At 71.4% G+C, this 26,562-nt stretch carries 20 protein-coding genes and 1 pseudogene; 11 read left to right on the top strand and 10 right to left on the bottom strand.

Annotated features, from left to right (window positions below):
* Positions 1-57: 57 nt before the first annotated feature.
* From AVL59_RS13965 to AVL59_RS13930, 8 genes are all read right to left on the bottom strand, one after another.
* Positions 58-981, bottom strand: coding sequence for a S66 peptidase family protein (locus AVL59_RS13965; RefSeq protein WP_067303563.1), 924 nt, complete (start codon positions 979-981; stop codon positions 58-60).
* Positions 978-2,933 (bottom strand): prolyl oligopeptidase family serine peptidase, encoded by a 1,956-nt coding sequence (locus AVL59_RS13960; RefSeq protein WP_067303560.1) that lies wholly within the window; start codon positions 2,931-2,933, stop codon positions 978-980. Before AVL59_RS13960 ends, AVL59_RS13965 begins: the two co-directional genes overlap by 4 nt.
* Before the next feature lie 16 nt (positions 2,934-2,949).
* Complete coding sequence (locus AVL59_RS13955) at positions 2,950-4,254, bottom strand: M20/M25/M40 family metallo-hydrolase (protein WP_067303557.1); 1,305 nt, start codon at positions 4,252-4,254, stop codon at positions 2,950-2,952.
* Positions 4,247-5,080 carry a M55 family metallopeptidase gene (locus tag AVL59_RS13950; protein WP_067303554.1) on the bottom strand — a complete coding sequence of 278 codons (834 nt, stop codon included), beginning with the start codon at positions 5,078-5,080 and terminating at the stop codon, positions 4,247-4,249. The genes AVL59_RS13955 and AVL59_RS13950 overlap by 8 nt, the downstream gene beginning before the upstream one ends.
* A 96-nt stretch (positions 5,081-5,176) precedes the next feature.
* Positions 5,177-5,896 (bottom strand): class I SAM-dependent methyltransferase, encoded by a 720-nt coding sequence (locus AVL59_RS13945; protein ID WP_067303551.1) that lies wholly within the window; start codon positions 5,894-5,896, stop codon positions 5,177-5,179.
* 139 nt (positions 5,897-6,035) lie between these two features.
* Complete coding sequence (locus tag AVL59_RS13940; RefSeq protein ID WP_067303548.1) at positions 6,036-8,504, bottom strand: ATP-binding SpoIIE family protein phosphatase; 2,469 nt, start codon at positions 8,502-8,504, stop codon at positions 6,036-6,038.
* A 154-nt stretch (positions 8,505-8,658) separates the two neighbouring features.
* Positions 8,659-11,055: an MFS transporter gene (locus tag AVL59_RS13935; RefSeq protein ID WP_067303545.1), complete on the bottom strand. Its 2,397-nt coding sequence runs from the start codon at positions 11,053-11,055 to the stop codon at positions 8,659-8,661.
* Positions 11,056-11,208: 153 nt separating this feature from the next.
* Entirely contained in the window at positions 11,209-11,652 is a 444-nt protein-coding gene (locus AVL59_RS13930; protein WP_067303543.1) for an SRPBCC family protein, read from the bottom strand.
* 133 nt (positions 11,653-11,785) lie between these two features.
* Between AVL59_RS13930 and AVL59_RS13925 the strand changes: the two genes are divergently transcribed.
* The 4 genes from AVL59_RS13925 (at position 11,786) to AVL59_RS13910 (ending at position 15,559) form a co-directional block, all read left to right on the top strand.
* The gene (locus tag AVL59_RS13925) at positions 11,786-12,850 is read left to right on the top strand and encodes an Rv2578c family radical SAM protein (protein WP_067303540.1); all 1,065 of its coding nucleotides are present in this window, start codon (positions 11,786-11,788) and stop codon (positions 12,848-12,850) included.
* Between the two features lie 136 nt (positions 12,851-12,986).
* The gene (locus tag AVL59_RS13920; RefSeq protein WP_067303537.1) at positions 12,987-14,546 is read left to right on the top strand and encodes an alpha/beta hydrolase; all 1,560 of its coding nucleotides are present in this window, start codon (positions 12,987-12,989) and stop codon (positions 14,544-14,546) included.
* Positions 14,547-14,601: 55 nt separating this feature from the next.
* Positions 14,602-15,000, top strand: a complete 399-nt coding sequence (locus AVL59_RS13915) for a RidA family protein (protein WP_067303535.1) — start codon at positions 14,602-14,604, stop codon at positions 14,998-15,000.
* A 40-nt stretch (positions 15,001-15,040) separates the two neighbouring features.
* A complete protein-coding gene (locus AVL59_RS13910) occupies positions 15,041-15,559 on the top strand; it encodes a GNAT family N-acetyltransferase (protein ID WP_067303531.1) in 519 nt (172 codons plus the stop codon).
* A gap of 7 nt (positions 15,560-15,566) precedes the next feature.
* On the opposite strand, the gene AVL59_RS13905 is transcribed toward AVL59_RS13910, so the two are convergent.
* Positions 15,567-16,148 (bottom strand): adenylosuccinate lyase, encoded by a 582-nt coding sequence (locus tag AVL59_RS13905; RefSeq protein WP_067303528.1) that lies wholly within the window; start codon positions 16,146-16,148, stop codon positions 15,567-15,569.
* A gap of 379 nt (positions 16,149-16,527) precedes the next feature.
* Here AVL59_RS13905 and AVL59_RS13900 point away from each other — a divergent pair, with 379 nt between their 5' ends.
* Positions 16,528-18,333, top strand: a complete 1,806-nt coding sequence (locus tag AVL59_RS13900) for a 3-hydroxyacyl-CoA dehydrogenase family protein (protein ID WP_067303525.1) — start codon at positions 16,528-16,530, stop codon at positions 18,331-18,333.
* A 145-nt stretch (positions 18,334-18,478) separates the two neighbouring features.
* Positions 18,479-19,294 carry a TetR family transcriptional regulator gene (locus AVL59_RS13895; RefSeq protein WP_237281504.1) on the top strand — a complete coding sequence of 272 codons (816 nt, stop codon included), beginning with the start codon at positions 18,479-18,481 and terminating at the stop codon, positions 19,292-19,294.
* Positions 19,295-19,390: 96 nt separating this feature from the next.
* Here AVL59_RS13895 and AVL59_RS56365 read toward each other — a convergent pair.
* Positions 19,391-19,882 (bottom strand): annotated as a pseudogene (locus AVL59_RS56365) (NAD(P)/FAD-dependent oxidoreductase); the annotation flags it as partial.
* A gap of 441 nt (positions 19,883-20,323) precedes the next feature.
* On the opposite strand from AVL59_RS56365, the gene ccrA reads away from it, so the two are divergent.
* Genes ccrA through AVL59_RS13870 form a run of 5 tightly spaced genes read left to right on the top strand, consistent with a single transcriptional unit; the run spans position 20,324 to position 26,399 of the window.
* Positions 20,324-21,661: a crotonyl-CoA carboxylase/reductase gene (ccrA, locus tag AVL59_RS13890; RefSeq protein ID WP_067317248.1), complete on the top strand. Its 1,338-nt coding sequence runs from the start codon at positions 20,324-20,326 to the stop codon at positions 21,659-21,661.
* A gap of 10 nt (positions 21,662-21,671) precedes the next feature.
* Positions 21,672-23,699, top strand: a complete 2,028-nt coding sequence (locus tag AVL59_RS13885) for a protein meaA (RefSeq protein ID WP_067303521.1) — start codon at positions 21,672-21,674, stop codon at positions 23,697-23,699.
* Positions 23,696-24,661: an HpcH/HpaI aldolase/citrate lyase family protein gene (locus AVL59_RS13880; protein WP_067303519.1), complete on the top strand. Its 966-nt coding sequence runs from the start codon at positions 23,696-23,698 to the stop codon at positions 24,659-24,661. The genes AVL59_RS13885 and AVL59_RS13880 overlap by 4 nt, the downstream gene beginning before the upstream one ends.
* A 5-nt stretch (positions 24,662-24,666) precedes the next feature.
* Complete coding sequence (locus AVL59_RS13875) at positions 24,667-25,194, top strand: MaoC family dehydratase (protein ID WP_067303517.1); 528 nt, start codon at positions 24,667-24,669, stop codon at positions 25,192-25,194.
* Positions 25,194-26,399 (top strand): acyl-CoA dehydrogenase family protein, encoded by a 1,206-nt coding sequence (locus AVL59_RS13870; protein ID WP_067303514.1) that lies wholly within the window; start codon positions 25,194-25,196, stop codon positions 26,397-26,399. The genes AVL59_RS13875 and AVL59_RS13870 overlap by 1 nt, the downstream gene beginning before the upstream one ends.
* The last annotated feature ends 163 nt before the right edge of the window (positions 26,400-26,562 follow it).

Here is a 26,562-nt window from a genome sequence, read left to right as displayed (position 1 = left end):
CGGGTCACGGCCGATGCGGCTCGGTGTGGCTCCTTGACGGAGATTCAGCGGGAGGGGTCAGCGCAGGGCGGGCTCGTCCAGGGTCAACGTACCCGCGTCCGCGTCGAGTTCGGCCGCGACACCGAAGGGCACGGTCAACGCTCCCTCGCAGTGCCCGAATCCGAACTCCTCGACGACCGGCACGCCGAGCGCACCGAGGCGGTCGGCCAGCACGGGCCGCACCCGGTCGTAGGGATCGCAGCTCTCCCAGGAGCCGAGCAGCACCCCGCGCACCCCCTCCAGCCAGCCCGCGCGGAGCAGCTGGGTGAGGTAGCGGTCCAGTCGGTACGCCTCCTCGCCCACGTCCTCCAGGCACAGCAGGCCGCCGCGCGCCGAGGGACGGGCGTACGGGGCGCCGCGCTCCGCGGCCAGCAGGCACAGACAGCCGCCCAGGGTCACGCCGCGGGCCCGGCCGGGGACGAGGGCGGTGGCGCCGGAGGCGAGGGTGCGGACGGTCTCCGGGGCGAAGAGCGTGGCCCTCAGGTGCTCCTGCGCCCGCTCGCTCTTGATGAGGTCGATGCCGGCCGCCATCGGCCCGTACAGGGTGGCGAGCCCCAGGCGGGTGGCGAAGGCCTCGTGCAGGACGGTGATGTCGCTGAAGCCGACGAACACCTTCGGCCCGGCCGCCCGCATCGCCTCCCAGTCGAGCAGGTCGATCATCCGTTGCACGCCGTAGCCGCCGCGGGCGCACAGGACCGCGTCCACCGCCGGGTCGCACCAGGCGTTCTGGAGGTCGGCGGCGCGGCCGGCGTCCGCGCCCGCCAGGTAGTCGAACTCGCCGTGCCGGTCCAGCACATGGGGTGCGACCACCGGGTCGAGGTCCCAGCCGCGCAGCACGTCGAGCCCCGCCTGCAGCCGCGCCTCGGGCACCGGCCCGCTGGGGGCGACGACGGCCACCCGGGCGCCGGGGGCCAGGCGGGCCGGCCGCACGAGTTCCTTCACGGATCCAGCTCCAGCTTCGGGACGGGGGGCACCGGGTTCAGCCCGAACACCTGAGCGTACAGGGACAGCTCGGCCTCCAGGGCCCGGACCATGGTCTCGGCCCGCCGGAAGCCGTGCCCCTCCCCCGCGAAGGTGAGGTAGGCGTGCGGCACGCCCCGGCCGTCGATCCGGGCGAGGAACCGTGCGCACTGCGCGGGCGGGCAGATCACGTCGTCCAGGCCCTGGAGCAGCAGGAAGGGCACGCCGAGCCGGTCCGCGTGCGCCGTGGGCGAGCGCTGGGCGTACCGCGCGGGCACCTCGGCGAGCGGGCCGATCAGCGACTCCAGGTAGCGCGACTCGAAGTCGTGGGTCTCCCCCGCGCCCCAGGTGGTGAGGTCGAGGACCGGATAGCTGATCGTGCCGCAGGCGTAGACGTCGGTGGTGGTCAGCGAGGCGGCGGTGGTCCAGCCGCCCGCGCTGCCACCGCGGATCGCGAGCCGCCCGCGGTCGGCGATGCCCTCGTCGGCGAGCGCGAGGGCGACGGCCGCGCAGTCCTCGACGTCGACCACGCCCCACTGTTCGCGCAGCCGCTCGCGGTAGGCGCGGCCGTATCCGGTGGACCCGCCGTAGTTGACCTCGGCGACCCCGATGCCGCGCGAGGTGAAGTAGGCGATCGCGAGGTCCAGCACGAGCGGCACCCTGCTGGTGGGCCCGCCGTGCGCCCAGATGACGAAGGGCGGCAGCTCCTCGCCCGGGGCGGCGTGGCCGGGGTGGTGCGGCGGGTAGACGTGGGCGTGCACCTCGCGACCCGCGGGGCCCGTGAAGGTGCGGATCTGCGGCTCGGGGTAGTACGCCGGGTCGACGGGGTCGCGGTGCCGGGCACCGATCGCCCGGGCGCGGCCGCTGCGGATGTCCAGTTCGACCACTTCGTACGCGGTGCGCGGGCCGGCGCCGACCGCGACGATCCGTGACCCGTGTGCCGCGAGGCTGGGCGCGAACTCGGTCCACGGTCCCGCGGCGTCGACGACCTCGCCCGTTTCCGGGTCCAGTATCCCGAGTACGGTCGGCCCCCGGCCGTGCACGACCGCGATCAGTCCGCCCGCCAGCGGCGCGAACCAGCGCAGGCCCAGCTTCCACAGCGGCCCGGCGAACTCCTCCTCGCGCGGGCACAGCGGGATACCGTCCCGGTACAGGTTCCACCAGCCGCTGCGGTCGCTCGCGTACAGCAGACGGCCGTCCGCGGACCACTCCGCCTGGGCGACGGCCTCCCGCGGACCGCCCGCGGCCGTCGTGACCGCGTGCAGCAGACCGTCGTCGCCGATGTCACCGACGAGCAGTTCCGTGCCCTCCCACGGCATCCGCGGATGATCCCAGGCGAGCCAGGCGGCCCGGCGGCCGTCGGGCGAGAGCCGGGGTCCCGTGACGAACCGGTGCCGGTCGTCGGTGAGTTCGCGTACGGCGGCCCGGTCGTCGGCGGCCGATTCGTCCAGCGGTACGGCCGCAAGGACACGCCGCACGTCACCTGGGCCGTCCCCGGTGAACTCCTCCAGGACGCACCACACTTCACCCCGGGCGAGGTCCACCCGCGGTTCCGCCCAGCGCAGCCCGCCGCCCACCGGGGACAGGGGCGTCAGCGGGCGCGGCTCGCCGCCGGGCTCGTACCGGTACAGCCGCTGGTCGGCAAAGTGCGTGAACACGACCAGGGGGACACCGTCGCGCACCACCCCGGTCCAGGGCCGGCCCCCGTACTCGATGACCCGGCTGCGTACGTTCCACGGCGCGGGCAGCACCGTCCGCTCGCCGCCGTCCGTGCCGCGGCGCACCAGCGCCCGGCGCCCGCCTTCGGCGGGCCGGGGCTCGGTCCACCAGACCTCGTCCCCCACGAACCCCACCCACTCCGGCTGCCCGTCGTGGGCGGCGGCCAGCGCCGCGTCGATGGGCGAGGGCCAGGAGCCGTACGCCGACCTCAGCATCGCCTCCCCCCTTCGCCTACGCCGTCCGCAGGAAGCGGTCGAGGACACGGACGCCGAAGTGCAGCGCCTCGACGGGCACGCGCTCGTCGACGCCGTGGAACATCGCCTGGTAGTCGAAGCCCTCGGGGAGCCTCAGCGGCGCGAAGCCGTAGCCGGTGATCCCGAGCCGCGAGAACTGCTTGGCGTCGGTGCCGCCCGGCATGCAGTACGGCACCACATGCCCCTCCGGGGCGAACTCCTCGACGGCCGCCCGCATCCCGGCGAAGATCCGCGAGTCCACGGGCGCCTCCAGGGCGACCTCCCGGTGGTGGAACTCCCAGTGCACGTCCGGACCGGTGAGCCGGTCGAGGGTGGTGCGGAACTCCTCCTCGCCGCCCGGCAGATAGCGCCCGTCCACGAAGGCGACCGCCTCGCCAGGGATGACGTTGACCTTGTAACCGGCCTCCAGCATGGTGGGGTTGGCGCTGTTGCGCAGGGTCGCCTCGACCAGCTGTGCGGCCGGACCGAGCTTCTGCAGCAGCCGCTCCGGCTCCCCGAAGTCCGCGTCGATGCCGTAGAGGGCGGCGAGCTCGGCGAGGGCGGCCCGTACGGTCGGGGTGAGCCTGAGCGGCCACTCGTACCCGCCGATGCGCGTGACGGCGGCGGCGAGCCGTGTCACCGCGTTGTCCTTGTTCGTCTTCGAGCCGTGGCCGGCCCGACCGCGTGCGGTGAGTTTCAGCCAGCCGGTGCCTCGCTCCCCCGCGGCGATCGGGTAGATCTGCCGCCCGGCGCCGTCGTGGAAGGTGAACGCACCGGCCTCGCCGATGCCCTCCGTGCAGCCCTCGAAGAGCTCCGGATGGCGGTCGGCGAGAAACCCGGAGCCGTCCTCGGCGCTGGCCTCCTCGTCGGCGGTGAACGCGATGACCAGGTCGCGGCGGGGCCGCACGCCCTGCCGGGCCCAGGCCCTGACGACCGCCAGGATCATCGCGTCCATGTTCTTCATGTCGACGGCGCCCCGCCCCCACACCACACCGTCCCGGACCTCGCCCGAGAACGGGTGCACGCTCCAGTCGGCGGCCTCGGCCGGCACCACGTCGAGGTGACCGTGCACCAGCAGCGCGGGGGCGGACGGGTCGGTGCCCTCGATCCGGGCGACGACATTGGTCCGCCCCGGCGTCCGCTCCAGCAGCAGCGGCTCAAGGTCCGCCCCGGCCAGCCGTTCGGCCGCGTACTCGGCGGCGGGCCGCTCTCGGCAGTCGCCGCCGCCCCGATTGGTGGTGTCGATCCGGATCAGATCGGAGGTGAACTCGACCACCTCGTCCAGGGCCTGCTCGTCAGCCATACTGCTCCTCCACCGCGGCCGAGACGATCGTGGTGACCGCCTTGAAGGTACGGATCCCGTCGTACATGGTGTCGCTGGTGTACGCCACCTTCCGCTCGCCGATGCGGGCGACGCCCGGGACGACGGTCGCGGCCATCGCCAGGTGCTCGGCGTCGACCTCGACGGCGACGGTGAACGGGCCGCCGTGCACGGGCTCGTGCCGGACCGCGAGCCGGGCGGCCTCCTTGGCGGCGGAGCGGATGTCGGCCGCGGTCCGGGCCGGGGTGCGGCACACCGCCGCGTACCGCGACACATGGTCCTTGACCGCGACCTTCAGTGCCCCGGGCGCGTACCCGAGGGCGTCCTCGCAGGCCACGTCGTCGCCGGTGACGAGCACGACGGGTACGCCGTACTCGGCGACGACGTGCGCGTTGAGCAGACCCTCGCTGGCGCGGACGTCGTTCACCCACACCCCGGTGATCTGGTTGGCGAGGTAGGTGTGCGCGAGGACGCCCTCCATGCCGGCGCCCGCGTGGTAGCCGACGAACGCGATGCCGTCCGCGTCGCCGTACTGGACGCCCTCCACCATGGACAGCGCCTTGTGCCGCCCGGTGAGCATCTCCACCCGCTCGTCGAGCCGCTCCAGCAGCAGGTTGCGCATGGTCCAGTGGGCCTCGTTGACCAGCACCTGGTCGGCGCCGCCGTCGAAGAAGCCCTCCGCGGCCGCGTTGACGTCCGAGGTGAACATCGACCGGCAGCGCTCCCACTGCGGCGTCCCCGGCAGCACATCGCCCGGCCAGGTGACGCCGGTCGCGCCCTCCATGTCCGCACTGATGAGGATCTTCATGGTGCGTCACGTTACGCGCCCCGGCCCGGACAGGCTACGACCCGGCGGTGCCGCTTCGTCCATGCCTGCCGGCGCTCCGCCCGCCCCGGGCCCGGTTCACTTCCCGGCCAGCACGAACCAGCGCGCCGGAAGGTCGATGCGGGTGCCGTCCGCGAGGTACTCGGTCTGCGGCAGGGTGGTCTCGCCGTCCGCGAGCACCTCCAGACCGGCCTCGCCGAGCAGGCGCGGGATCTCCTCGTCCTCCGCGTCGGCCGGCTTGAGTCCGTGGTGGAAGACGCGGCGCAGCTTGGGCGGCGGTCCGGCGGGGTCGGCGGCCGCGCGCTTGAGGACGTCTCGCGAGCCGGAGGTGAGTTCGACGACGAAGGCGCGGCCCTCGGTGCCGATGATCTCGGCGACCGCGTCGGCCACCGCGGCGCGTGCGTCCGGTTCGCTCTGGTGGATGACGGCCCGCATATAGACGTGGCTGTCGCCGAGCCGCTCGTGCAGGGCGCGTACGGCGCCGGTGTCGGTGAGGTCGAGCTGCTGGAACTCGATGGGGTCGCCGTGGACGGCGCGGCGGGCGTGCTCGACGGCGGCGTGCGAGAGGTCGACGCCGACGGCGCGGGTGAACCGGGTGGCGAGGTAGCGGGTCTGGGTGCCGTTGCCGCAGCCGAGGTCGACGATGGTGCGGTCGCGGTCCGCGTACGGCAGGAACAGCTGACTGTGCGGCTCGGCGGTGAGGGAGGGAGCGGAGTCCCAGATCGCCTCGCCCGTCTCGTCGGAGGTTTCGCGCCAGTAACTCTCCCACGCGTTGCGGTAGTTGTCCGAGACGTTCATCGTGCTCTCCCCACGGTCGGTTCCGTGATCGGGATATCGCGACGGCCGTGCGCGGGGCAAGGGGCCAGAGGTCACCTTCACTGGATGTACGGACCCCGGCCACTCGCCAGGGGGGCGCAGGCGAGTCGCGCGCCCCTGTTCATCGCCGTCCGGTGAGCGCCTGTTCGAACCACACGGTCTGGTGGTGCCCGGTGGCACTGGCGCCCCACTCCCGGGCCAGGCGACTGACCACGCGCAGGCCGCGGCCCGTCTCGTCGGCGGGCCCGGCGCCGAGCATGGCGGGCAGGCCCGGCTCCTCGTCGGTGACCTCGCACAGCAGTGCGTCGGTGCGCACCAGTCGCAGTCCGATCCGGTCACCGCCGCCGTGCCGGACGGCGTTGGTGACGACCTCGCTGACCAGCAGCTGCGCCGTCTCCACGGCGTGCGGCAGGTTCCAGTCCAGGAGCCGGTCGCGGACCAGTCGGCGGGACCGTGCCACCTCGCGCGGGTCGGTGCCGAGCCGCCACTCGGCGACGTGGTCGTCGGGGATGCCGTTGAGCCGGGCCATGAGCAGGGCGACGTCGTCCTTGCGGCCGCCGCGGGTGTTGAGCGCGCGGATGATGGTGTCGCAGGCGGCGTCCATGGAGGCCGCGGGGTGGGCGGCGGACTCGCAGAGCGCGGCGAGGCCCTCGCCGATGTCCGAGCCGCGCACCTCGACCAGTCCGTCGGTGCACAGCACCAGCCGGTCGCCGGGTTCGACGCGGACGACCGTGGACTCGAACGGGACACCGCCGACGCCTATGGGTGCGCCCGTCGGCAGGTCGAGCAGTTCGCTGCGGCCGTCCGCGGCGCGCACCAGGACGGGCGGGATGTGTCCGGCGTTGGCGAGGTGGAGTTCGCCGCGGATCGGATCGTAGACGGAGTACAGGCAGGTGGCGAGGTAGTTCTCGCCGAGCCGACGGGCCAGGTCGTCCAGGTTGCGCAGCAGTTGGGCCGGCGGGGTCTCCATGGCGGCCATGGTCTGCACGGCCGTACGCAACTGGCCCATCATGGCGGCCGAGTTGAGGCCGTGGCCCATGACGTCGCCGACCACGAGGGCGGTGCGGGAGCCGGGCAGCTTGATGGTGTCGAACCAGTCGCCGCCGATCCGGCCGAGCCGGGTGCCGGGCAGATAGCGGGTCGCCACGTCACAGCCGGCCATCCGCGGGGTCACCTGCGGCAGCATGCTGTCCTGCAGGGTGTCGGCGACGTTCTCCTGGTAGGTGTACATGCGGGCGTTGTCGAGCACGAGCCCGGCACGGGCGGCGAGTTCGGCGCCGGTGGTGCGGTCCATGTCGTCGAAGGCCGGGCGGTCGGGGCGGCGCATCAGCACCATGAACCCGAGGACGACGTTGCGTGCCTTGAGCGGGACGATCAGCAGGGAGCGGCCGCCGATGAGCGGCCTGAGGTCGCGCTTCTCGAACTCGCCGGAGATACGGTCGGACAGCTCCTCGGTGACCCTCGGGATGAGGACCGGTTCGCCCGTGACCATGCACTTGTAGAACGGGGTGTGCTCGGGGAAGGCGAAGGTCTCGCCGACCGGCACGGTGTCGTCCCAGCGGCCCGGTTCGTCGTTGTGCTCGACCCAGACGCGGTGCATCAGGGTGCTGGCGTCCGGCGGGCCGTCCGGGAACCCTTCGCCCGCCAGGACGGCCGAGCGCAGATGGGTGCCGGCGAAGTCCGCGAAGCGGGGCACGGCGGCGGTGGTGACCTCGCGGATGGTCTCGCCGAGGTCGAGCGAGGAGCCGATGCCGGAGCTGACCTCGTTGAGGAACTCCAGGCGCTCGCGGACGGCGGCGTACTCGAGGTCGTGCTCGGCGCCGGCGGAGATCACGGGAGCGGTGCGCTGCTGCGGTACGACGGCTTCGGTGCGGCCGCGTCCCGGGCGGCGCGGCACGCCCCAGTACGGGGTGACCGGCACCCGGTCGAACTGGCTGAACTCCAGGACGGGATAGCCGAGTTCGAGGACCTGGGAGACGATGCGGCCGCTGAGTCCCGGGCCCATGTTGGGCAGGATCTCGGGCAGCCGGCGGGCGAGTTCGCCGGGGGCGGGCAGTTCGGTGTGGCGGGCGAAGCCGGGCGAGATGCGTTCGGCGGCCTCGTCGTCGTAGCCGCGCTCGTCGCGCAGCCGGGTGGCGTCGGCGGCGAGCACCAGCAGCCGCGAGGGGCCGGGGCCGACCAGCGGGTACGCCCACCACAGCACGTCGATCCGGGTCCCGTCGGCCGGCTCGGCACCGGACTGCTCGTCCTGGTGCGGGAAGAGACGGGCACGGCCCGCCGTCGCGTAGCCGGTGCGGCCGCCGAGGGATGCCTCCAGGTCGGGGCCGAGCCCGTCGTAGGTGTTGTAGCCGTCGGACAGGGCCTCGTCGTCGGGGTCTTCGGAGAGCGCGCCGGAGACCGGCAGCAGGTCGGCGACGGGGTACCCGACCGCGTCTTCCCTGTCCACGCCGAACAGCCGGCGTGCGCCGCTGCTCCAGTGGGACACGAGGCCGTCACGGTCGACGACCACCACGGCCAGCGGGATCCGGCCCGCCGCGGAGTCACCGGCGCCGCGTCCGGGAGGTGTGTCCCGCTCGCTGCCATGGTCCATGGCCCAGGCCCTCTCTCCCCACGGCTGTTCGTAAACGATCTGTGCCGCCCCGTAACTACCGTACGGCGGCGGCCGGTAGCGATGTGTGGCAATCCTGGAATTGGTTTCACCGGATCGCACCGGCGTGCAGCTCAGCGCCCTGCGGGCGCCCCCCTCAGTCCTCGTGGCCGAGTTGGAGGTCGCGTTCCGTCCGGCCGCCGCCCGCGACCTGGAGCACAGTGGCGACCGGCGGGTAACCGGCGGCGATGACGGTGTACTCGCCGGAGGAGAGGTCCACGAAACGGAACGCTCCGTCCGGTCCGGTGGTGAGGGTGTCGACGACGTTGCCCGCGGCGTCGAGGAGCGTGACGCGCGCGTCCTCGACGGGGCGCCCGGAGCCGACCCGGACGGTGCCCTTCAGGACGGCGCCGCCCGCCAGTTCGATGTCCTGCCGGGTCTCACGGGCGGCCTGCACGGTGACCGGGAGTGCGGCGGGGCGGAAGGCGGGGGCGCCGGCGGCGAGGGTGTACTCGCCGGCGACGAGCTCGGTGATGAGGTAGCCCCCCTCGCGGCCGCTGCGGGTGGTGGCGACGACTTCGCCGTGCACGTTGGTGAGGGTGACGGTGGCGTCCCGGACGGCGCTGCCGTCGGCGGTGAGCACGCTGCCGGCGAGGCGTCCGGCGCCGCCGAGGACCACATCGAGTTCGACGGGGCGTTCGCCGACGGTCACCGTGACGGCCTGCGGCTGGTGGCCGCCCGCGGCGGCGATCAGCACATACGACCCGGAGCCCGGCGTGGAGAGCGCGTACCGTCCGTCCTCGCCGCTCGCGCCCCGCCCGATCTGCGCTCCGGCCGCGTCGACGAGGGTGAGCGCCGCGCGGGGCACCACGGTCCCGTCATGATGCCGCACCGTGCCGCACACCGGGATTCCGGCGGTGTGCGGGGAACGGGCCTGCGGGATGGGGACCTTGACGGTGGCGGGGGCCGTCTCGGCGGCTTGGTCGGACACCAGCGGTCTCTCCTTGAGAAGGAAGGCGATGAGCAGGCCGAGGGCGAGCACCGGGACGAGGTAGAGGAAGATCCTGGGCATCGCGTCGGCGTAGGCCCGGACGTAGGCCTCGCGCAGGGCCGCCGGCAGCGCGTGGACGAGCTGCGGGGTCAGGGATTGCGGATCGGGCAGCCGGGCGCCCGTGTCCGGGGGCGGTTCCCTGTGCAGGGCGTCGGTGAGCCGGTCGGCGAAGAGGGTGCCGAAGACAGCGGCGCCGACGCTGCCGCCGATCTGCCGGAAGTAGTTGTTGGCACTGGTGGCGGTGCCGAGGTCGGCGGGGCGCACGGAGTTCTGCACGGCGAGCACCAGGACGGGCATCACCAGGCCGATGCCCGCGCCGAGGACCGCCATCCAGATGCTGTAGTGCAGCCGGGGCGTGTCGGCCGCCAGCCGGGACAGCAGCCACATGCCGACGGCGGCGAGGGCGGCGCCGAGGACCGGGAAGACCTTGTAGCGGCCGGTGTGGCTGATCAGCTGCCCGCCGATGACCGAGGCGCCGACGATGCCCGCCATCATGGGCAGCATCAGCAGCCCGGACTCGGTGGCGCTGGCCCCGTCGACCATCTGCAGGAACGTCGGCAGGTAGCTGGCGGCGCCGAACAGGGCGACGCCGATCACCAGGCCGACCAGGGCGGTGACGTTGAAGACGGAGTCCCGGAACAGCCTGAGCGGGATGAGGGGTTCGGCCGCGAAGCGCTCGGCGACCAGGAAGAGCACGGTGGCGACGAGGGCGCCCGCGCCGAGGCCGAGGATCTCCCGGGAGTCCCAGGCGTACTCGGTGCCGCCCCAGCTGGTCAGCAGCACCAGGCAGGTGGAGGCCGCGGCGAGCAGCAGCCCGCCGGGCACGTCGAGGCGGCCGCGGGCCCTGGGCCGGGGCAGCTTGAGGACGACGGTGACGACGGCGAGGGTGACCAGGCCGAAGGGGACGTTGATGTAGAAGCACCAGCGCCAGGAGAGGTGGTCGGTGAAGTACCCGCCGAGCAGCGGCCCGGCGACGGAGGCGAGGCCGAAGGCGGCGCCGATCAGGCCCATGTAGCGGCCGCGCTGCCGGGGCGGCACGATGTCGGCGATGATCGCCTGCACGCCGATCATGAGCCCGCCCGCACCGACGCCCTGCACGGCCCGGAAGGCGATCAGCTGGTCCATGCTGTGCGCCCGCCCGGCGAGCGCGGAGCCGACGACGAAGGCCCCGATCGCGAACTGGAAGACGCCCTTGCGGCCGAAGAGGTCGCCGACCTTGCCGTACAGGGGCAGGCCGATGGTGGAGGTGAGCAGATAGGCGGTGATCGCCCAGGACATCCTGTCGAGGCCGTGCAGCTCGCCGACGATCTTCGGCAGAGCGGTGGCGACGATCATCTGGTCCAGCGCGGCGAGCAGCAGCGCGAGCATCAGCCCGAGGAAGACCAGCCGCACCCGGCGCGGGCCGAGTCCGGCGGCCGGGGCGGCCGGTGACGCTTCGGCGGCGGTTCGAGGCGGATCCGGCGCCACGACCGGCTCGTGCCGCACCACAGTCGACCCGCCCACGTACCGCTCCCCTCGCCGCTCCTGTCGCACATTTCCCGCGCCAGGCGACAACTGCGAACACCTGCGGCGAGTTACGGCACATTCCCGGAGGGGACGGAGATCCACTCGAACCGGTGAGGGGCACAACGCCCCGTCACCGGCCCGTGTCCGGCGTTACTTCTCCACTTCGGCGGCGAGGTTGGCGAGGATCGCGTCGTAGATCCGGCCGAGGCCCTTGGGCGCGAAGGTCTTCTCGAAGAAGCCGCCGATGCCGCCCGCGCCCTTCCAGGTGGTGGTGACGACGACCCGGGAGCTGCCCTCGCCGGCGGGGGTGACGCGCCAGGTGGTGACCATCGAGGAGTTGCGGTCCTTCTCGACCAGCTCGCCGTCGGTGGGCTCGCTGACCTCCAGGAGGCAGTCGCGCACGCGCTTGCTGGTGGCCTGGAGCTTCCAGTGGACGAGGGTGCCCTCGCCGTCGCCGCCCTCGCGCACCTCGTACTCGCTGAAGTGTTCGGGCAGCAGCCGCTGCCGGGTGCCGGTGTAGTCGGCGAGGGCGTCGAACACCTTCTCCGCGTCCGCCGCGACGACCCGCTCCGTAGTGGCCTCGACCTGCGCCATTGCGTTCCTCCAGGACCTGGTTTCTCGGGGTTGGGGCAAGCCAACCACCCCGGCACCCGGCCACCCAAATCGGGGTCGCACGATCATGGGAACAGATGTTCTATTCTGTGCCGAGCGCTACCGAGGAGGCGTCATGCGCTGGGAGAACCTCACCGTGGAATCCGGCGGACCCGACGGGCACGGCCGGGCCGCCGACGCCGCGCTGTTCGGCGCGGACGCCGTCACCACCCGCACCTTCGACACGCCCGAGTTCCGCGGGATCACCTTCCACGAGGTGCGGGCCCGCTCGGTCCTGAACCGGGTGCCGGGCGCCTCGCGCATGCCGTTCGAGTGGACGGTGAATCCCTACCGGGGCTGCACGCACGCATGCGTGTACTGCTTCGCCCGCAAGACGCACGGCTATCTGGACCTCGACACCGGGATCGGCTTCGACACCCAGATCGTGGTCAAGGTGAACGCGCCCGAGGTGCTGCGCCGTCAGCTGGCCTCCCGCCGCTGGCAGGGCGACCACGTGGCGATGGGCACCAACGTCGACTGCTACCAGCGCGCCGAGGGCCGCTACCGGCTGATGCCGGGCATCATCTCGGCCCTCACCGAGCACGCGAACCCGTTCTCGATCCTGACCAAGGGCACGCTGATCCTGCGCGACCTGGACCTGCTGGTCCGGGCGGCCAGGGTGACGGACGTCGGCATATCGGTCTCCGTGGGCTTCACCGACACCGCCCTGTGGCGCACCGTGGAGCCGGGCACACCGGCGCCCGAGCGCCGCCTGGACGTCGTGCGCACCCTCGGCGAGCACGGCATCGGCTGCGGGGTGCTGATGGCGCCGGTCGTCCCGTTCCTGAGCGACCATCCGGCCCAACTGCGCGAGACCGTGCGGTCGATCGCGGCCGCCGGGGCCACCTCGGTCACCCCTCTCGTGCTGCATCTGCGCCCGGGCGCCCACGAGTGGTTCACGGCCTGGCTCGGACAGCACCACCCGCACCTGGTGCGCCGCTACGAGCGGCTGTACGCGGAGGGCGCCTACGCGCCGAAGTGGTACCAGCGCCGGATCACCCGTCAGGTGCACGAACTGGCCCAGGAGTACGGCATCGGACCCACCCGGACGGGCCTGGCCCGGCGCATCGGGCCGGCCCAGGCCCCTCAGGCCGCCCAACCCGCGGCCGTGTCCGAACCAACCCAACTCACTCTCATCTGAGAGCGTTGGAGGGCATCCTTCGACCCAATTGGGTCAACTATTGAGATAATACGTTCTTTCGGGCTCTGTCCTCGGGACGATCCGGCGAGAACCGTGACCCGCGCGGTTCGCGCCACCCTCCGTCCCGGGAGGACCCATGAGAACACGCGCAGCCGTGCTGTGCGCAGCCGCCGCCATGGTCGCGGGCTCGGTCACAGCCGTGCCCGCCCAGGCGGCTCCCACCGCTCCGGCGGAGCCCGCCTGGAAGACATGCGGAATCCCCCAGTATCCGACGCTCCAGTGCGCGTCCCTGAAGGTGCCGCTGGACCACGCCCACCCGTCCGGCCCGCAGATCAGCCTCGCCCTGTCCCGTGTCCCGCACACCGCGAAGACCTCCCAGGGGCCGCTGCTGGTCAACCCCGGCGGCCCCGGCGGCAGCGGTCTGATCCTCGCCGGATTCGTCGCCACCGCGCTGCCCAAGGACGTGGCGGCCCAGTACGACATCATCGGCTTCGATCCGCGCGGCGTCGGCAGCAGCACACCGGCGCTGGACTGCTCGACCGGCCGCTTCAAGCCGGTACGGGCGGACACCGTGCCCGCCACGACCGCGATGGAGGAGGCGGGCGTGAAACGCGCCCAGTCCTTCGCCGACGCCTGCCGCGCCAAGTACGCGAGCGTGCTGCCCCACATCAACACCGTCGGCGTCGTCCAGGACATGGACTCCATCCGCCAGGCCCTGGACGCCCCGAAGATCAGCTACTTCGGCTACTCCTACGGCACCTACCTCGGCGCGATGTACGCGAAGCTCTTCCCCGAGCGGGTGCGCCGTCTGGTGCTGGACTCGATCGTGAACCCCACCGGCGTCTGGTACGAGGACAACATCGACCAGGACTACGCCTTCAACGACCGCCACCGCGCCCTGATGGCCTGGATCGCCCGGTACGACTCGACGTACCGGCTCGGCACGGATCCCAAGCGGGTCGAGGCCGAGTGGTACGCGATGCGCGCCGCCCTGGCGAAGAAGCCGGCGGACGGCGAGGTCGGCGCCGCCGAGCTTGAGGACACCTTCATCCGCGGCGGCTACTACAACGGCTACTGGCCCTACCTCGCCGAGGCGTTCGCGGCCTACGTCCACGACAAGGAGACCGAGCCGCTGCTGACGGCGTACCGGAACCTCGCCGCCGTGGACGCCGAGGGCGACAACGGGTACAGCGTCTACGCGGCGGTGCAGTGCCGGGACGCCGCCTGGCCGCGCGACTGGAAGCGCTGGCAGAAGGACATCCGGGCGGTGTACACGAAGGCGCCCTTCATGGCCTGGAACAACGCCTGGTACAACGCGCCCTGCGCGTTCTGGCCGGGCGACACCCTGACGCCGCGGAGCATCGCCAACGACAAACTCCCGCCGGCACTGCTGTTCCAGGCGACCGAGGACGCGGCTACGCCCTACGCCGGCGGCGTCGCGACGCACCGCCTGCTGGCCCACTCCAGCCTGGTGGTCGAGCAGGGCGGCGGCAACCACGGCATCACGCTGGGCGGCAACGCCTGCCTGGACAAGTACCTGGCCGCCTATCTGACCGACGGCACCGTCCCGCACGGCAGCGGCGAGGCCGACGCCGTCTGCCAGAAGTCCCCTGATCCCAAGCCGCCGGCGGCGAAGGCCGCCCCGGCGTCGTCCCGCGGCCTGACCCTGCACAGCCTGCTGGGCTTCCGCCGGTAGGCAACCGCCTCGGTCCGTCGGGGGCGTTGTCACACCCGTGGTCCACCATGGACGCATGAGTGAACCGATCCGGATCCCCGCCCCCGACGGGGTCGCCCCCGCCGCTCAGTACAGCCATGTGGTGACGGCCACCGGCCGGCTCGTCGCCGTCTCCGGCCAGCTCGCCCTGGACGAGGACGGCAAGCCGGTCGGCGTGGGCGACCCGGCGGCCCAGGCACGGCAGGTCTTCGAGAACCTGAGCCGCTGCCTGGCCGCCGCCGGGGCCGGTTTCCAGGACGTCGTCAAAATGACCTACTTCGTCACGGACATGGCGTACATGCCGGCGATCCGGGCGGCCAGGGCCGCGCACATACCCGACGACCGGTTGCCGGCGGCCTCCGCGGTGCGGGTGGCCGGGCTGGTCGCGCCGGAGTTCCTGATGGAGGTCGAGGCGATCGCGGTGGTGGCCGAATAATCGGAGGGCGCCCACGGATTCGGCTCTCTAGGGTGCCGCCATGGACGACAGGCTCCCGCACATCCGCCCGATGACCCTCGCCGACTGCGACCGCGTCTCGGAGATACGCGTCCGCGGCTGGCAGCACGCCTACCGCGGCCTCATGCCGCAGCCGTACCTCGACGCGCTGAGCGTCACGGCGGACGCCGAGCGGCGCCGGGCCCGGTTCGGGCAGGGGGACGGCGCGGTGGTGAACCTGGTCGCCGAGCTCGGCGGAGAGGTCGTCGGCTGGGCGGCGCACGGCCCGTACCGGGACGACGAAGTCCGCACCGAGGACGCCGAGTTGTACGCGATCTACGTCGACCCCGCGCACTTCGGCGGCGGAATCGGGCGTGCGCTGCTGGCCGAGTCGGCCGGGCAGTGCGCCCGGTATCCGCGCATGCTCCTGTGGGTCCTGAAGGAGAACGCGCGCGCCCGCCGCTTCTACGAGCGGGCCGGTTTCCGGCCGGACGGCGCCGAGGAGCCCTTCGACGTGGACGGCGTGCCCGTGCCCGAGATGCGCTACGCCAGGGGCCGCTGACCGGGCATCAGCCCTGCCTCTGCCTCGGGAGGCGCGCCAGCGCGTGCACCGCCGCCTCGGCGAGCGCGGGATGGGCCAGGGCCTCGCTCAGCACCCGCTTGGCGCGCGTGTCGCCGAGCGCGCCCAGGCCCTCCACACAGGCGAGGGCCACCCGCCGGTACGGGTCGTGCGGGCGCAGCCGCCGTTCCAGCGTGGTGATCAGCGCGGGCACGGACTCGGGGGCGCGCAGCTCGACCAGGAGCCGTACCGGGTGCAGGGCGTAGGCGACGCGCAGTTCGTTGGTGGCGAGGGCGGCGGCCGCGCGGGCGGTGCGCGGGTCGCCGAGGCGGGCGAGGGCGTAGGCGGCGGAGGCACAGCGCGGCGGGTCGCGGTGGTTGAGCAGCAGCACCAGGGACTCGAAGGCCCTCGGGTCCTCGGCGAGGCCCAGCCGGAAGGCGGCCAGCTCCCTGGCCCACAGCGGCTGTCCGGGCGCGGTGAGCACCTCCGCCAGTTCGTCGTGGTCCTCGGTCGCCAGCAGCCGCTCGCACGCCGCCGAGCCGTGCGACTCCTGCCGTAAGCGTTCCGTGAGCGATCGCAACTCTTCGTCCACGAAGACCAGCGTAGGCGGGTCACGGCCGCAGAGGGAGCTACATCACAAACTCGGCCGGGCACAGGTCTGGCGCGCTCGTTACTCGCCGGTTAAGCTCATACGAGCGAGGTCACCCCCTCGCTTTCGCTGACGACGGTTTGGTGACGCAGCCGTCGTGAGCGCTGGTCGGTTCGGTACATCGGTACCGCAGTACGACCCGGCTCCGGGACAGGGCCGGTCGGATTCCGCCGCTCCCCGGGCGTGTGCACGCCCGTGGCACCGGCACCGGGCGTGTGCGCTCGCAGCCCGGCAACACCCGCACTCCTTTCCGCTCCGGCGTGCGCCTCCTGGCGCACCCGGCGCGTTCCCAGTCGTCACCCCTCATTCCTGGAGTCCCGCGATGGCCACTCCCCTGTCCGACACCTCTCTGTCCCCGCTCAAGACGATCGCCGTCATCGGCCTCGGCACCATGGGCACCGGTATCACCGAAGTCCTGGCGAAGGCCGGCCGCGAGGTGATCGGCATCGACATCAGCGAGGCCCAGGCCGCGAAGTCCGTCGCCGCCCTGGAGGCCGCCACCGCCCGCGCCGTCGAGCGCGGCCGGCTGACCGAGCAGGAGCGCGCCGGCGTCCTGGCCCGGGTCCGCACCTCCACCGACCTCGGCGCGGCGGCCGACGCCGACCTGGTCATCGAGGTGGCCCCGGAGTCGTACGAGGTCAAGCACCAGATCTTCCGCGCGCTGGACGGCATCGTCCGCCCCGAGACGATCCTCGCCACCGGCACCAACGCCCTGTCCGTCACCCGGCTCGCCGCCGACTCGGCCCGTCCGGAGCGCGTGCTCGGCCTGCACTTCTTCAACCCGGCGCCGGCGATGAAGCTGGTCGAGGTCGTCTCCTCGGTGCTGACCGCGCCGCAGGCCGTCGGCGCGGTCACGGACCTCGCGATCGAGCTGGGCAAGGAGCCGGTCGCGGTCGGCGACCGCCCCGGCTTCGTCGCGGACGGACTGCTGTTCGGTTACCTCAACCAGGCCGCCGCCATGTACGAGGCCAAGTACGCCTCCCGCGAGGACATCGACGCCGCGATGCGGCTCGGCTGCGGCCTGCCCATGGGCCCGCTCGCCCTGCTGGACCTCATCGGCATCGACACCGCCCGCACGGTCCTGGAGGCCATGTACACCGAGTCCCGTGACCGGCTGCACGCACCCGCCCCGATCCTGAAGCAGCTCAGCGAGGCGGGCCTGACCGGCCGCAAGTCGGGGCGCGGCTTCTACACGTACGCGGCTCCCGGCAGCGCCACGGTCGTGGCGGACGCCCTGACCCCGGCCGCCGGCGAGACCGGGGCATCCGGCCGCGACATCCGCTCCGTCGGGGTGGCCGGCTCCGGCACCATGGCCTCCGGCATCGCCGAGGTGTTCGCCAAGGCCGGGTACGAGGTCGTCCTCGCCGCCCGCAGCGAGGAGAAGGCCCAGGCCGCCAAGGCGCGGATCGGCAAGTCGCTTGCGCGCTCTGTCGACAAGGGCCGGATGACCGCCGAGGCCGCCGCCCAGACGCTGGACCTGATCACCCCGGCGGGCTCCTACGACGCCTTCGCCGACGTCGACCTGGCCGTCGAGGCGGTCGCCGAGGACCTGGAGATCAAGCAGCAGCTGTTCGCGACGCTGGACAAGGTCTGCAAGCCGGGCGCGGTGCTCGCCACGACGACCTCCTCGCTGCCCGTGGTCGCCTGCGCCCGCGCCACCTCGCGCCCGCAGGACGTGATCGGCATGCACTTCTTCAACCCGGCCCCGGCGATGAAGCTGGTCGAGGTCGTCCGGACCGTGCTGACGGCAGACGACGTCCACGGGACCGTCCGCGAGGTCTGCGCCAGGATCAGGAAGCACGCGGTGGACTGCGGCGACCGGGCCGGGTTCATCGTGAACGCGCTGCTGTTCCCGTACCTGAACAACGCGGTCAAGATGGTCGAGGAGCACTACGCGTCCCTGGACGACATCGACGCGGCGATGAGGCTCGGCGGCGGCTACCCGATGGGCCCCTTCGAGCTGCTGGACGTCGTCGGCCTGGACGTCTCCCTCGCGATCGAGAAGGTGCTGCACCGCGAGTTCCGCGATCCCGGTCTCGCTCCGGCGCCGCTCCTCGAGCACCTGGTGGCCGCGGGCTGCCTCGGCCGCAAGACCGGCCGCGGCTTCCGCGAGTATGCCCGCCGCTGACGGCGTCGGCGACTGGTTCGACGGCGCCCCCGAGGGCGCGGACTGGGGCGGACTGCTCGATCCGGTGGGAGGACCCCCGCTCTTCATGGGCGGGGGAAACCCCGGACCTGCGCATCGAGCTGCGGACATGCAGTACGTTCGGGTCATGTCCCAGCCCGCCAAGTCCTCACGTACACCAGCCACGCCCGACGCGCCGGAAAGTGCCGCAGGCAGTCGCGCCGCCGCCCAGCGGCTGAAAATGCGCCGAGAACTGGCGGCCGCAGCGATGGAACTGTTCTCGACCAAGGGGTACGAGGCGACCACCGTCGACGAGATCGCGGCCGCGGCCGGGGTCGCCCGCCGCACCTTCTTCCGTCACTTCCGTTCCAAGGAAGAGGCGATCTTCCCGGACCACGACGACACGCTGATCCGTGCCGAGGCGGTCCTCAACGCGGCCCCGGCGCACGAGCACCCGCTCGACACGGTGTGCCGCGGCATCAAGGAAGTCATGAGGATGTACGCGGCCCGGCCGGAGATCTCGGTCGCCCGCTACAAGCTGACCCGTGAGGTGCCCACCTTGCGCGAGGCCGAGATCGCCTCGGTGGCCCGCTACGAACGTCTGTTCACCCGCTATCTGCTCGGCCACTTCGACGAGCACGCGCACGCCGACGACGCCAACGACGACCCGCTGCTCGCCGAGGTCGCCGCCTCCGCCGTCGTCACCGCCCACAACCACGTCCTCAGGCGCTGGCTGCGGGCCGGCGGCCAGGGCGATGTGGAGGCCCAGCTCGACCACGCGTTCGCGATCGTGCGCAAGACCTTCGGCACGGGGATCGGCGCCGGCCGCCAGGCCTCCCCCCGGCCGGCCCCCGCGGCTTCCGTGCTGCCGCAGGGCGAGGTGCTGGTGACCGTCGCCCGCACCGACGCTCCGCTCGACGAGGTGATGCGGACGATCGAGCAGGCGCTCAAGGAACGGTCGTAGGAGCTGCCCGCGGACGGGCCCGGTCCCGCGTCCCGGCGCGAAGAGGGCGGCGCGGCGCGAGCCCGCCGCCCCTGCCGCCGGCCCGGCCACCAGCCGTCCGGTCGCCGGGGCCGGCATCAGACCGAGCAGGTTGCGGCCGGTCGCGAGCAGAACTCGGGGCCGGCCCGGCAGCGGGCCGACCAGCGGCAGCCCGTCCTGGGCCATCGGGCGCGGCCCCATCCACTCCCGCTCGCGCCGCTCCCGGTCCGCGCCCGGCGGGGTCGGCCGTGCGGCTGCCACGAGGACGCCCACGCGACCCCGCCGGAAGCGGTCCGGGTCACGGTCGAACTCCCATGATCCTGGCCCGACCCGCACCCCCTGGCCGAGCGGCGTGAGGACCGCCTCGGCCGTCCCGAGGTGGACCAGCCGGTGCGGCAGCGGCGGGGCCGGAACCGAGAAGCTGTCGCCCTTGCCGCGTACGAGGTCGATCCGCACCCTCGGCGAGCGACAGACCTCACGGGACCACACCCCGGCCACCGCCACCGCCGCGTCGGCGGCGTGTACGTCCCGGCGGCCGTACGCACCGCCACCCCCGCCCGGAACAGTCATGGACGACACCGCCCCTGATCCGACGACTCCGGCGGCATGCCCGGCGGATCTTCTCCGACACCCACAAGACCGCCCATTGTCACCTACTCGACAGTAGCTTTGATCGATCATCGCTCATTTGTTACGTAAAGATTTCATCTGAGGGGAAGTTCTGGCACTCAGTGCCTTGTCAGCTGACACGCGGTGTCATACGTTGAAGGAGTCCGGGCGGCCGGCGAGCAGAGACCGATCGCTCGTCGGCTGTCCCCGCAAGCCGGACGGCCTGCGCGCCCGGACGCCTGCGTCACAGGCAACCTCCCGCGCCACAAAGCGCTGCCGAAGCACCACCCGCCGAACCGACGGCACGTTCCACCAAAACCCTCAGCAGCACTCCCAGCAGCACCGACGAACCCCCAGCGCCCCTCCCTCAGGGCGCTCACCGCCGGAGGCAACACCGTGACCGTGAAGGACATCCTGGACGCGATCCAGTCGAAGGACGCCACGTCCGCCGACTTCGCCGCCCTGCAGCTCCCCGAGTCGTACCGCGCGATCACCGTGCACAAGGACGAGACGGAGATGTTCGCGGGCCTGGAGACCCGCGACAAGGACCCGCGCAAGTCGATCCACCTGGACGAGGTTCCCGTGCCCGAACTGGGCCCGGGCGAGGCCCTGGTGGCCGTCATGGCCTCCTCGGTCAACTACAACTCGGTGTGGACCTCGATCTTCGAGCCGCTGTCCACGTTCGGGTTCCTGGAGCGCTACGGCAAGGTCAGCGAACTGACCAAGCGGCACGACCTGCCGTACCACATCATCGGCTCCGACCTCGCGGGCGTCGTCCTGCGCACCGGCCCGGGCGTCAACGCCTGGAAGCCCGGTGACGAGGTGGTCGCCCACTGCCTGTCCGTCGAGCTGGAGTCCTCCGACGGCCACAACGACACGATGCTCGACCCCGAGCAGCGGATCTGGGGCTTCGAGACCAACTTCGGCGGCCTCGCCGAGATCGCGCTCGTCAAGTCCAACCAGCTGATGCCGAAGCCCGCGCATCTGTCGTGGGAGGAGGCCGCGGCCCCCGGCCTGGTCAACTCCACCGCCTACCGGCAGCTGGTCTCCCGCAACGGCGCCCAGATGAAGCAGGGCGACAACGTTCTGATCTGGGGCGCGAGCGGCGGACTCGGCTCGTACGCCACCCAGTTCGCCCTCGCCGGCGGCGCCACCCCGATCTGTGTCGTCTCCTCGCCCCAGAAGGCCGAGATCGCGCGGAAGATGGGTGCCGAGCTGATCATCGACCGCAACGCCGAGGGTTACAAGTTCTGGAAGGACGAGCACACCCAGGACCCGAAGGAGTGGAAGCGCTTCGGCAAGCGCATCCGTGAGCTGACCGGCGGCGAGGACGTGGACATCGTCTTCGAGCACCCCGGCCGCGAGACCTTCGGCGCCTCGGTCTACGTCACCCGCAAGGGCGGCACCATCGTCACCTGCGCCTCCACCTCGGGCTACCACCACGAGTACGACAACCGCTACCTGTGGATGTCGTTGAAGCGCATCATCGGCTCGCACTTCGCCAACTACCGCGAGGCCTGGGAGGCCAACCGCCTCATCGCCAAGGGCAAGATCCACCCGACCCTGTCGAAGGTCTACTCCCTCGAGGACACCGGCCAGGCCGCCTACGACGTCCACCGCAACCTGCACCAGGGCAAGGTCGGCGTGCTGTGCCTGGCGCCCGAGGAAGGCCTGGGCGTGCGCGACGAGGAGATGCGCGCCCAGCACATCGACGCCATCAACCGCTTCCGGAACGTCTAAAGGGTCATCGATGACAGAGCGTCAGAAGGACCGTCCCTGGCTCATGCGGACGTACGCGGGCCACTCGACGGCCGAGGCGTCCAACGAGCTGTACCGGCGCAACCTCGCCAAGGGCCAGACCGGCCTGTCGGTGGCGTTCGACCTGCCGACGCAGACCGGCTACGACCCCGACCACATCCTCGCCCGCGGCGAGGTCGGCCGGGTCGGTGTGCCCGTATCGCATCTTGGTGACATGCGCCGTCTCTTCCAGGACATCCCCCTGGAGCAGATGAACACCTCGATGACGATCAATGCCACCGCCATGTGGCTGCTGGCGCTCTACCAGGTCGTCGCCGAGGAGCAGGGCGCGGACATCACCAAGCTCCAGGGCACGACCCAGAACGACATCGTCAAGGAGTACCTCTCCCGCGGGACGCACGTCTTCCCGCCGGGACCCTCGCTCCGCCTGACGACGGACATGATCGCGTACACGGTCTCCCACATACCGAAGTGGAACCCGATCAACATCTGCAGCTACCACCTGCAGGAGGCCGGGGCCACGCCGGTGCAGGAGATCGCGTACGCGATGTCCACCGCCATCGCCGTCCTGGACGCCGTGCGCGACTCCGGCCAGGTGCCCGCGGAGCGCATGGGCGACGTGGTGGCCCGTATCTCCTTCTTCGTGAACGCGGGCGTCCGCTTCGTCGAGGAGATGTGCAAGATGCGGGCGTTCGGCCGTATCTGGGACAAGATCACCCGCGAGCGGTACGGCATCGAGAACCCCAAACAGCGCCGCTTCCGCTACGGCGTCCAGGTCAACTCGCTCGGCCTGACCGAGGCGCAGCCGGAGAACAACGTCCAGCGGATCGTGCTGGAGATGCTCGCGGTCACCCTCTCCAAGGACGCCCGCGCGCGTGCCGTGCAGCTGCCCGCCTGGAACGAGGCCCTGGGCCTGCCCCGGCCCTGGGACCAGCAGTGGTCGCTGCGCATCCAGCAGGTCCTCGCGCACGAGAGCGACCTGCTGGAGTACGAGGACATCTTCGAGGGCTCGCACGTCATCGAGGCCAAGGTCACCCAGCTCGTCGAGGACTCCCTCAAGGAGATCGACCGGATCCAGGAGATGGGCGGCGCGATGGCGGCCGTCGAGTCCGGCTACCTCAAGTCGCAGCTCGTCTCCTCGCACGCCGAGCGGCGGGGCCGGATCGAGTCCGGCCAGGAGAAGATCGTCGGCGTCAACATCTTCGAGACGACCGAGCCGAACCCGCTCACGGCCGACCTGGACACCGCGATCCAGACGGTCGACCCCGCAGTCGAGGCGAAGGTCGTCGAGGCCATCGGGCGCTGGCGCGACACGCGCTACCAGCCGCCCTTCAACCACCCGCGTCCGTGCAAGGCGCTGGAGCGGCTGAAGGAGGCCGCCAAGGGCACCGGCAACCTCATGGAGGCCACCCTGGAGTGCGCCCGCGCGGGCGTCACGACCGGCGAGTGGGCCGGGGCCCTGCGCGAGGTCTTCGGGGAGTTCCGGGCACCGACCGGTGTCTCCTCGGCGCCGATCGCCGTCCCGGTCGAGGAGGGCTCGGCGCTCGCCGAGGTCCGCGCCAAGGTGGATGCCACCGCCCGCGACCTGGGCGTCGGCAAGCTGCGCTTCCTGGTCGGCAAGCCGGGCCTGGACGGCCACTCCAACGGCGCCGAGCAGATCGCGGTCCGCGCCCGTGACGCCGGTTTCGAGGTGGTCTACCAGGGCATCCGGCTCACCCCGGAGCAGATCGTGGACGCGGCGCTCGCCGAGGACGTGCACGCGGTCGGCCTGTCCATCCTCTCCGGCTCGCACGCCCAGCTGGTGCCGGACGTGCTGGAGCGGCTGCGTGTGGCCGGTGCCACAGATATACCGGTGATCGCCGGTGGCATCATCCCGAATGGTGACGCCGAGGACCTGCGGGCCGCCGGAGTGGCCGCGGTGTTCACCCCGAAGGACTTCGACATCACCGGAATCATCGGCCGCATCGTCGACGAGATCCGGAAAGCGAACAAGCTCGACCCCCTGGAGGTCCCCGCATGACCACCCCTGTCAACCGCCTTCGCCCGCGGCGCTCCTGCCTGGCCGTACCGGGCTCGAACCCGCGCTTCCTGGAGAAGGCTCAGGGCCTCCCCGCCGACCAGGTCTTCCTGGACCTGGAGGACGCGTGCGCGCCGCTCGCCAAGCCCGAGGCGCGGCACACCATCGTGAAGTTCCTCAACGAGGGCGACTGGACCGGCAAGACGCGGGTCGTGCGGGTCAACGACTGGACGACCGAGTGGACGTACCGGGACGTCGTCACGGTCGTCGAGGGCGCCGGTCAGAACCTCGACTGCATCATGCTGCCGAAGGTGCAGACCGCCGAGCAGGTCGTCACCCTGGACCTGCTGCTGACGCAGATCGAGAAGACCATGGGCTTCGAGGTCGGCAAGATCGGCATCGAGGCGCAGATCGAGAACGCGCAGGGCCTGAACAACGTCAACGCGATCGCGCAGGCTTCCCCGCGAGTCGAGACGATCATCTTCGGCCCGGCGGACTTCATGGCGTCCATCAACATGAAGTCGCTGGTCGTGGGCGAGCAGCCGCCCGGCTACCCGGCGGACGCCTACCACTACATCCTGATGAAGATCCTGATGGCCGCCCGCGCCAACAACCTCCAGGCGATCGACGGCCCCTACCTGCAGATCCGCAACGTCGAGGGGTACCGCGACGTCGCCCAGCGCGCCGCGGCCCTGGGCTTCGACGGCAAGTGGGTGCTGCACCCGGGCCAGGTCGAGGCGGCCAACGAGATCTTCTCGCCCTCCCAGGAGGACTTCGACCACGCCGAGCTGATCCTGGACGCGTACGACTACTACACGTCCGAGGCGGGCGGCAAGAAGGGCTCCGCGATGCTCGGCGACGAGATGATCGACGAGGCCAGCCGCAAGATGGCCCTGGTCATCTCCGGCAAGGGCCGCGCCGCCGGCATGCAGCGCACCAGCACGTTCGAGATCCCGGAGGCCTGAGCGCGATGCAGTTCGGACGCACGTACGAGGAGTTCGAGGTCGGGGCGACGTACAAGCACTGGCCGGGCAAGACGGTCACGGAGTACGACGACCACCTGTTCTGTCTCCTCACGATGAACCACCACCCGCTCCACATGGACACGAACTATGCGGAGAAGACGACGGACTTCGGCAAGAACGTCGTCGTGGGCAACTACATCTACTCGCTCCTGCTCGGCATGTCCGTCCCGGACATCTCCGGCAAGGCGATCGCCAACCTGGAGATCGAGTCGCTCAAGCACGTGGCGCCGACCTTCCACGGCGACACGATCTACGGTGAGACCACCGTGCTCGACAAGTGGCCGTCCAAGTCGAAGAACGACCGCGGCATCGTCTACGTCGAGACCAAGGGCTACAAGCAGGACGGCACCCTCGTGTGCGTCTTCCGCCGCAAGGTCATGGTGCCGACCGAGACGTACATCAAGGAGCGCGGCGGCGAGCAGCCCGGCCGCCCGGAGCTGACCGCACCTGCGGAAAAGAACACGGAGAAGTGATGGCGCGCCTCGCCCAGACCGCCGGTCTGACCGACGTCCAGCAGGAGATCCTCTCCACGGTTCGGGACTTTGTCGACAAGGAGATCATTCCTGTCGCGACCGAGCTGGAGCACCGCGACGAGTACCCGCAGCAGATCGTGGACGGCCTGAAGGAACTCGGCCTCTTCGGTCTGATGATCCCCGAGGAGTACGGGGGCCTGGGCGAGTCGCTCCTCACCTACGCGCTGTGCGTGGAGGAGATCGCCCGCGGCTGGATGTCGGTGTCCGGCATCATCAACACCCACTTCATCGTCGCGTACATGCTCAAGCAGCACGGCACGCAGGAGCAGAAGGACCACTTCCTGCCGCGCATGGCGGCCGGCGACATCCGGGGCGCGTTCTCGATGTCGGAGCCCGGCCTCGGCTCCGATGTGTCGGCGATCACGTCGAAGGCGGTCAAGGACGGCGACGAGTACGTCCTGAACGGCCAGAAGATGTGGCTGACGAACGGCGGCACCTCGTCCCTGGTGGCCGTTCTCGTCCGAAGTGACGAAGGACACCCCGAGGGCACGGCGCCCCACAAGTCGATGACCACCTTCCTGATCGAGAAGGAGCCCGGCTTCGGCGAGGTCCGCCCCGGCCTGACCATTCCGGGCAAGATCGACAAGATGGGCTACAAGGGCGTCGACACCACCGAGCTGATCATGGACGGCCTGCGGGTACCGGCCGATCGGGTGCTCGGCGGCGTCACCGGCCGGGGTTTTTACCAAATGATGGACGGCGTGGAGGTCGGCCGCGTCAACGTGGCGGCGCGCGGCTGCGGCGTCGCTCAGCGCGCGTTCGAGCTCGGCGTCCAGTACGCCCAGCAGCGGCACACCTTCGGCAAGCCGATCGCGCAGCACCAGGCCATCCAGTTCAAGCTGGCCGAGATGGGCACCAAGGTCGAGGCCGCGCATGCCATGATGGTCAACGCGGCACGCAAAAAGGACTCCGGGGAACGAAACGACCTTGAGGCCGGGATGGCGAAGTACCTCGCCTCCGAGTACTGCAAGGAGGTCGTGGAGGATGCCTTCCGGATCCACGGCGGCTACGGCTTCTCCAAGGAGTACGAGATCGAGCGCCTCTACCGGGAGGCTCCGATGCTGCTGATCGGTGAAGGTACCGCCGAGATCCAGAAAATGATCATCGGGCGCAGACTGCTCGAAGAGTATCGGTTCCAGGGCTGATTGTCCGGTTACGGGGTGTTTTCTTCGAGAAGAAGATCACACCCCGTAGGCAGTCTTCGGTCGCCGACTCGGCTTCCTGGCTTGCCCAGTTGCGGCCCGCGACCGGTACCATCCCGGGAAAGCCGCCGTCCCCCGTTAGAGCGCGGCATCATCCGCTACGAAG

This window comes from Streptomyces griseochromogenes (genome assembly GCF_001542625.1).
Classification (GTDB): domain Bacteria; phylum Actinomycetota; class Actinomycetes; order Streptomycetales; family Streptomycetaceae; genus Streptomyces; species Streptomyces griseochromogenes.
Note: the sequence above shows the minus strand (reverse complement) of the source record. Positions and strands in the feature narration are given on the sequence as shown.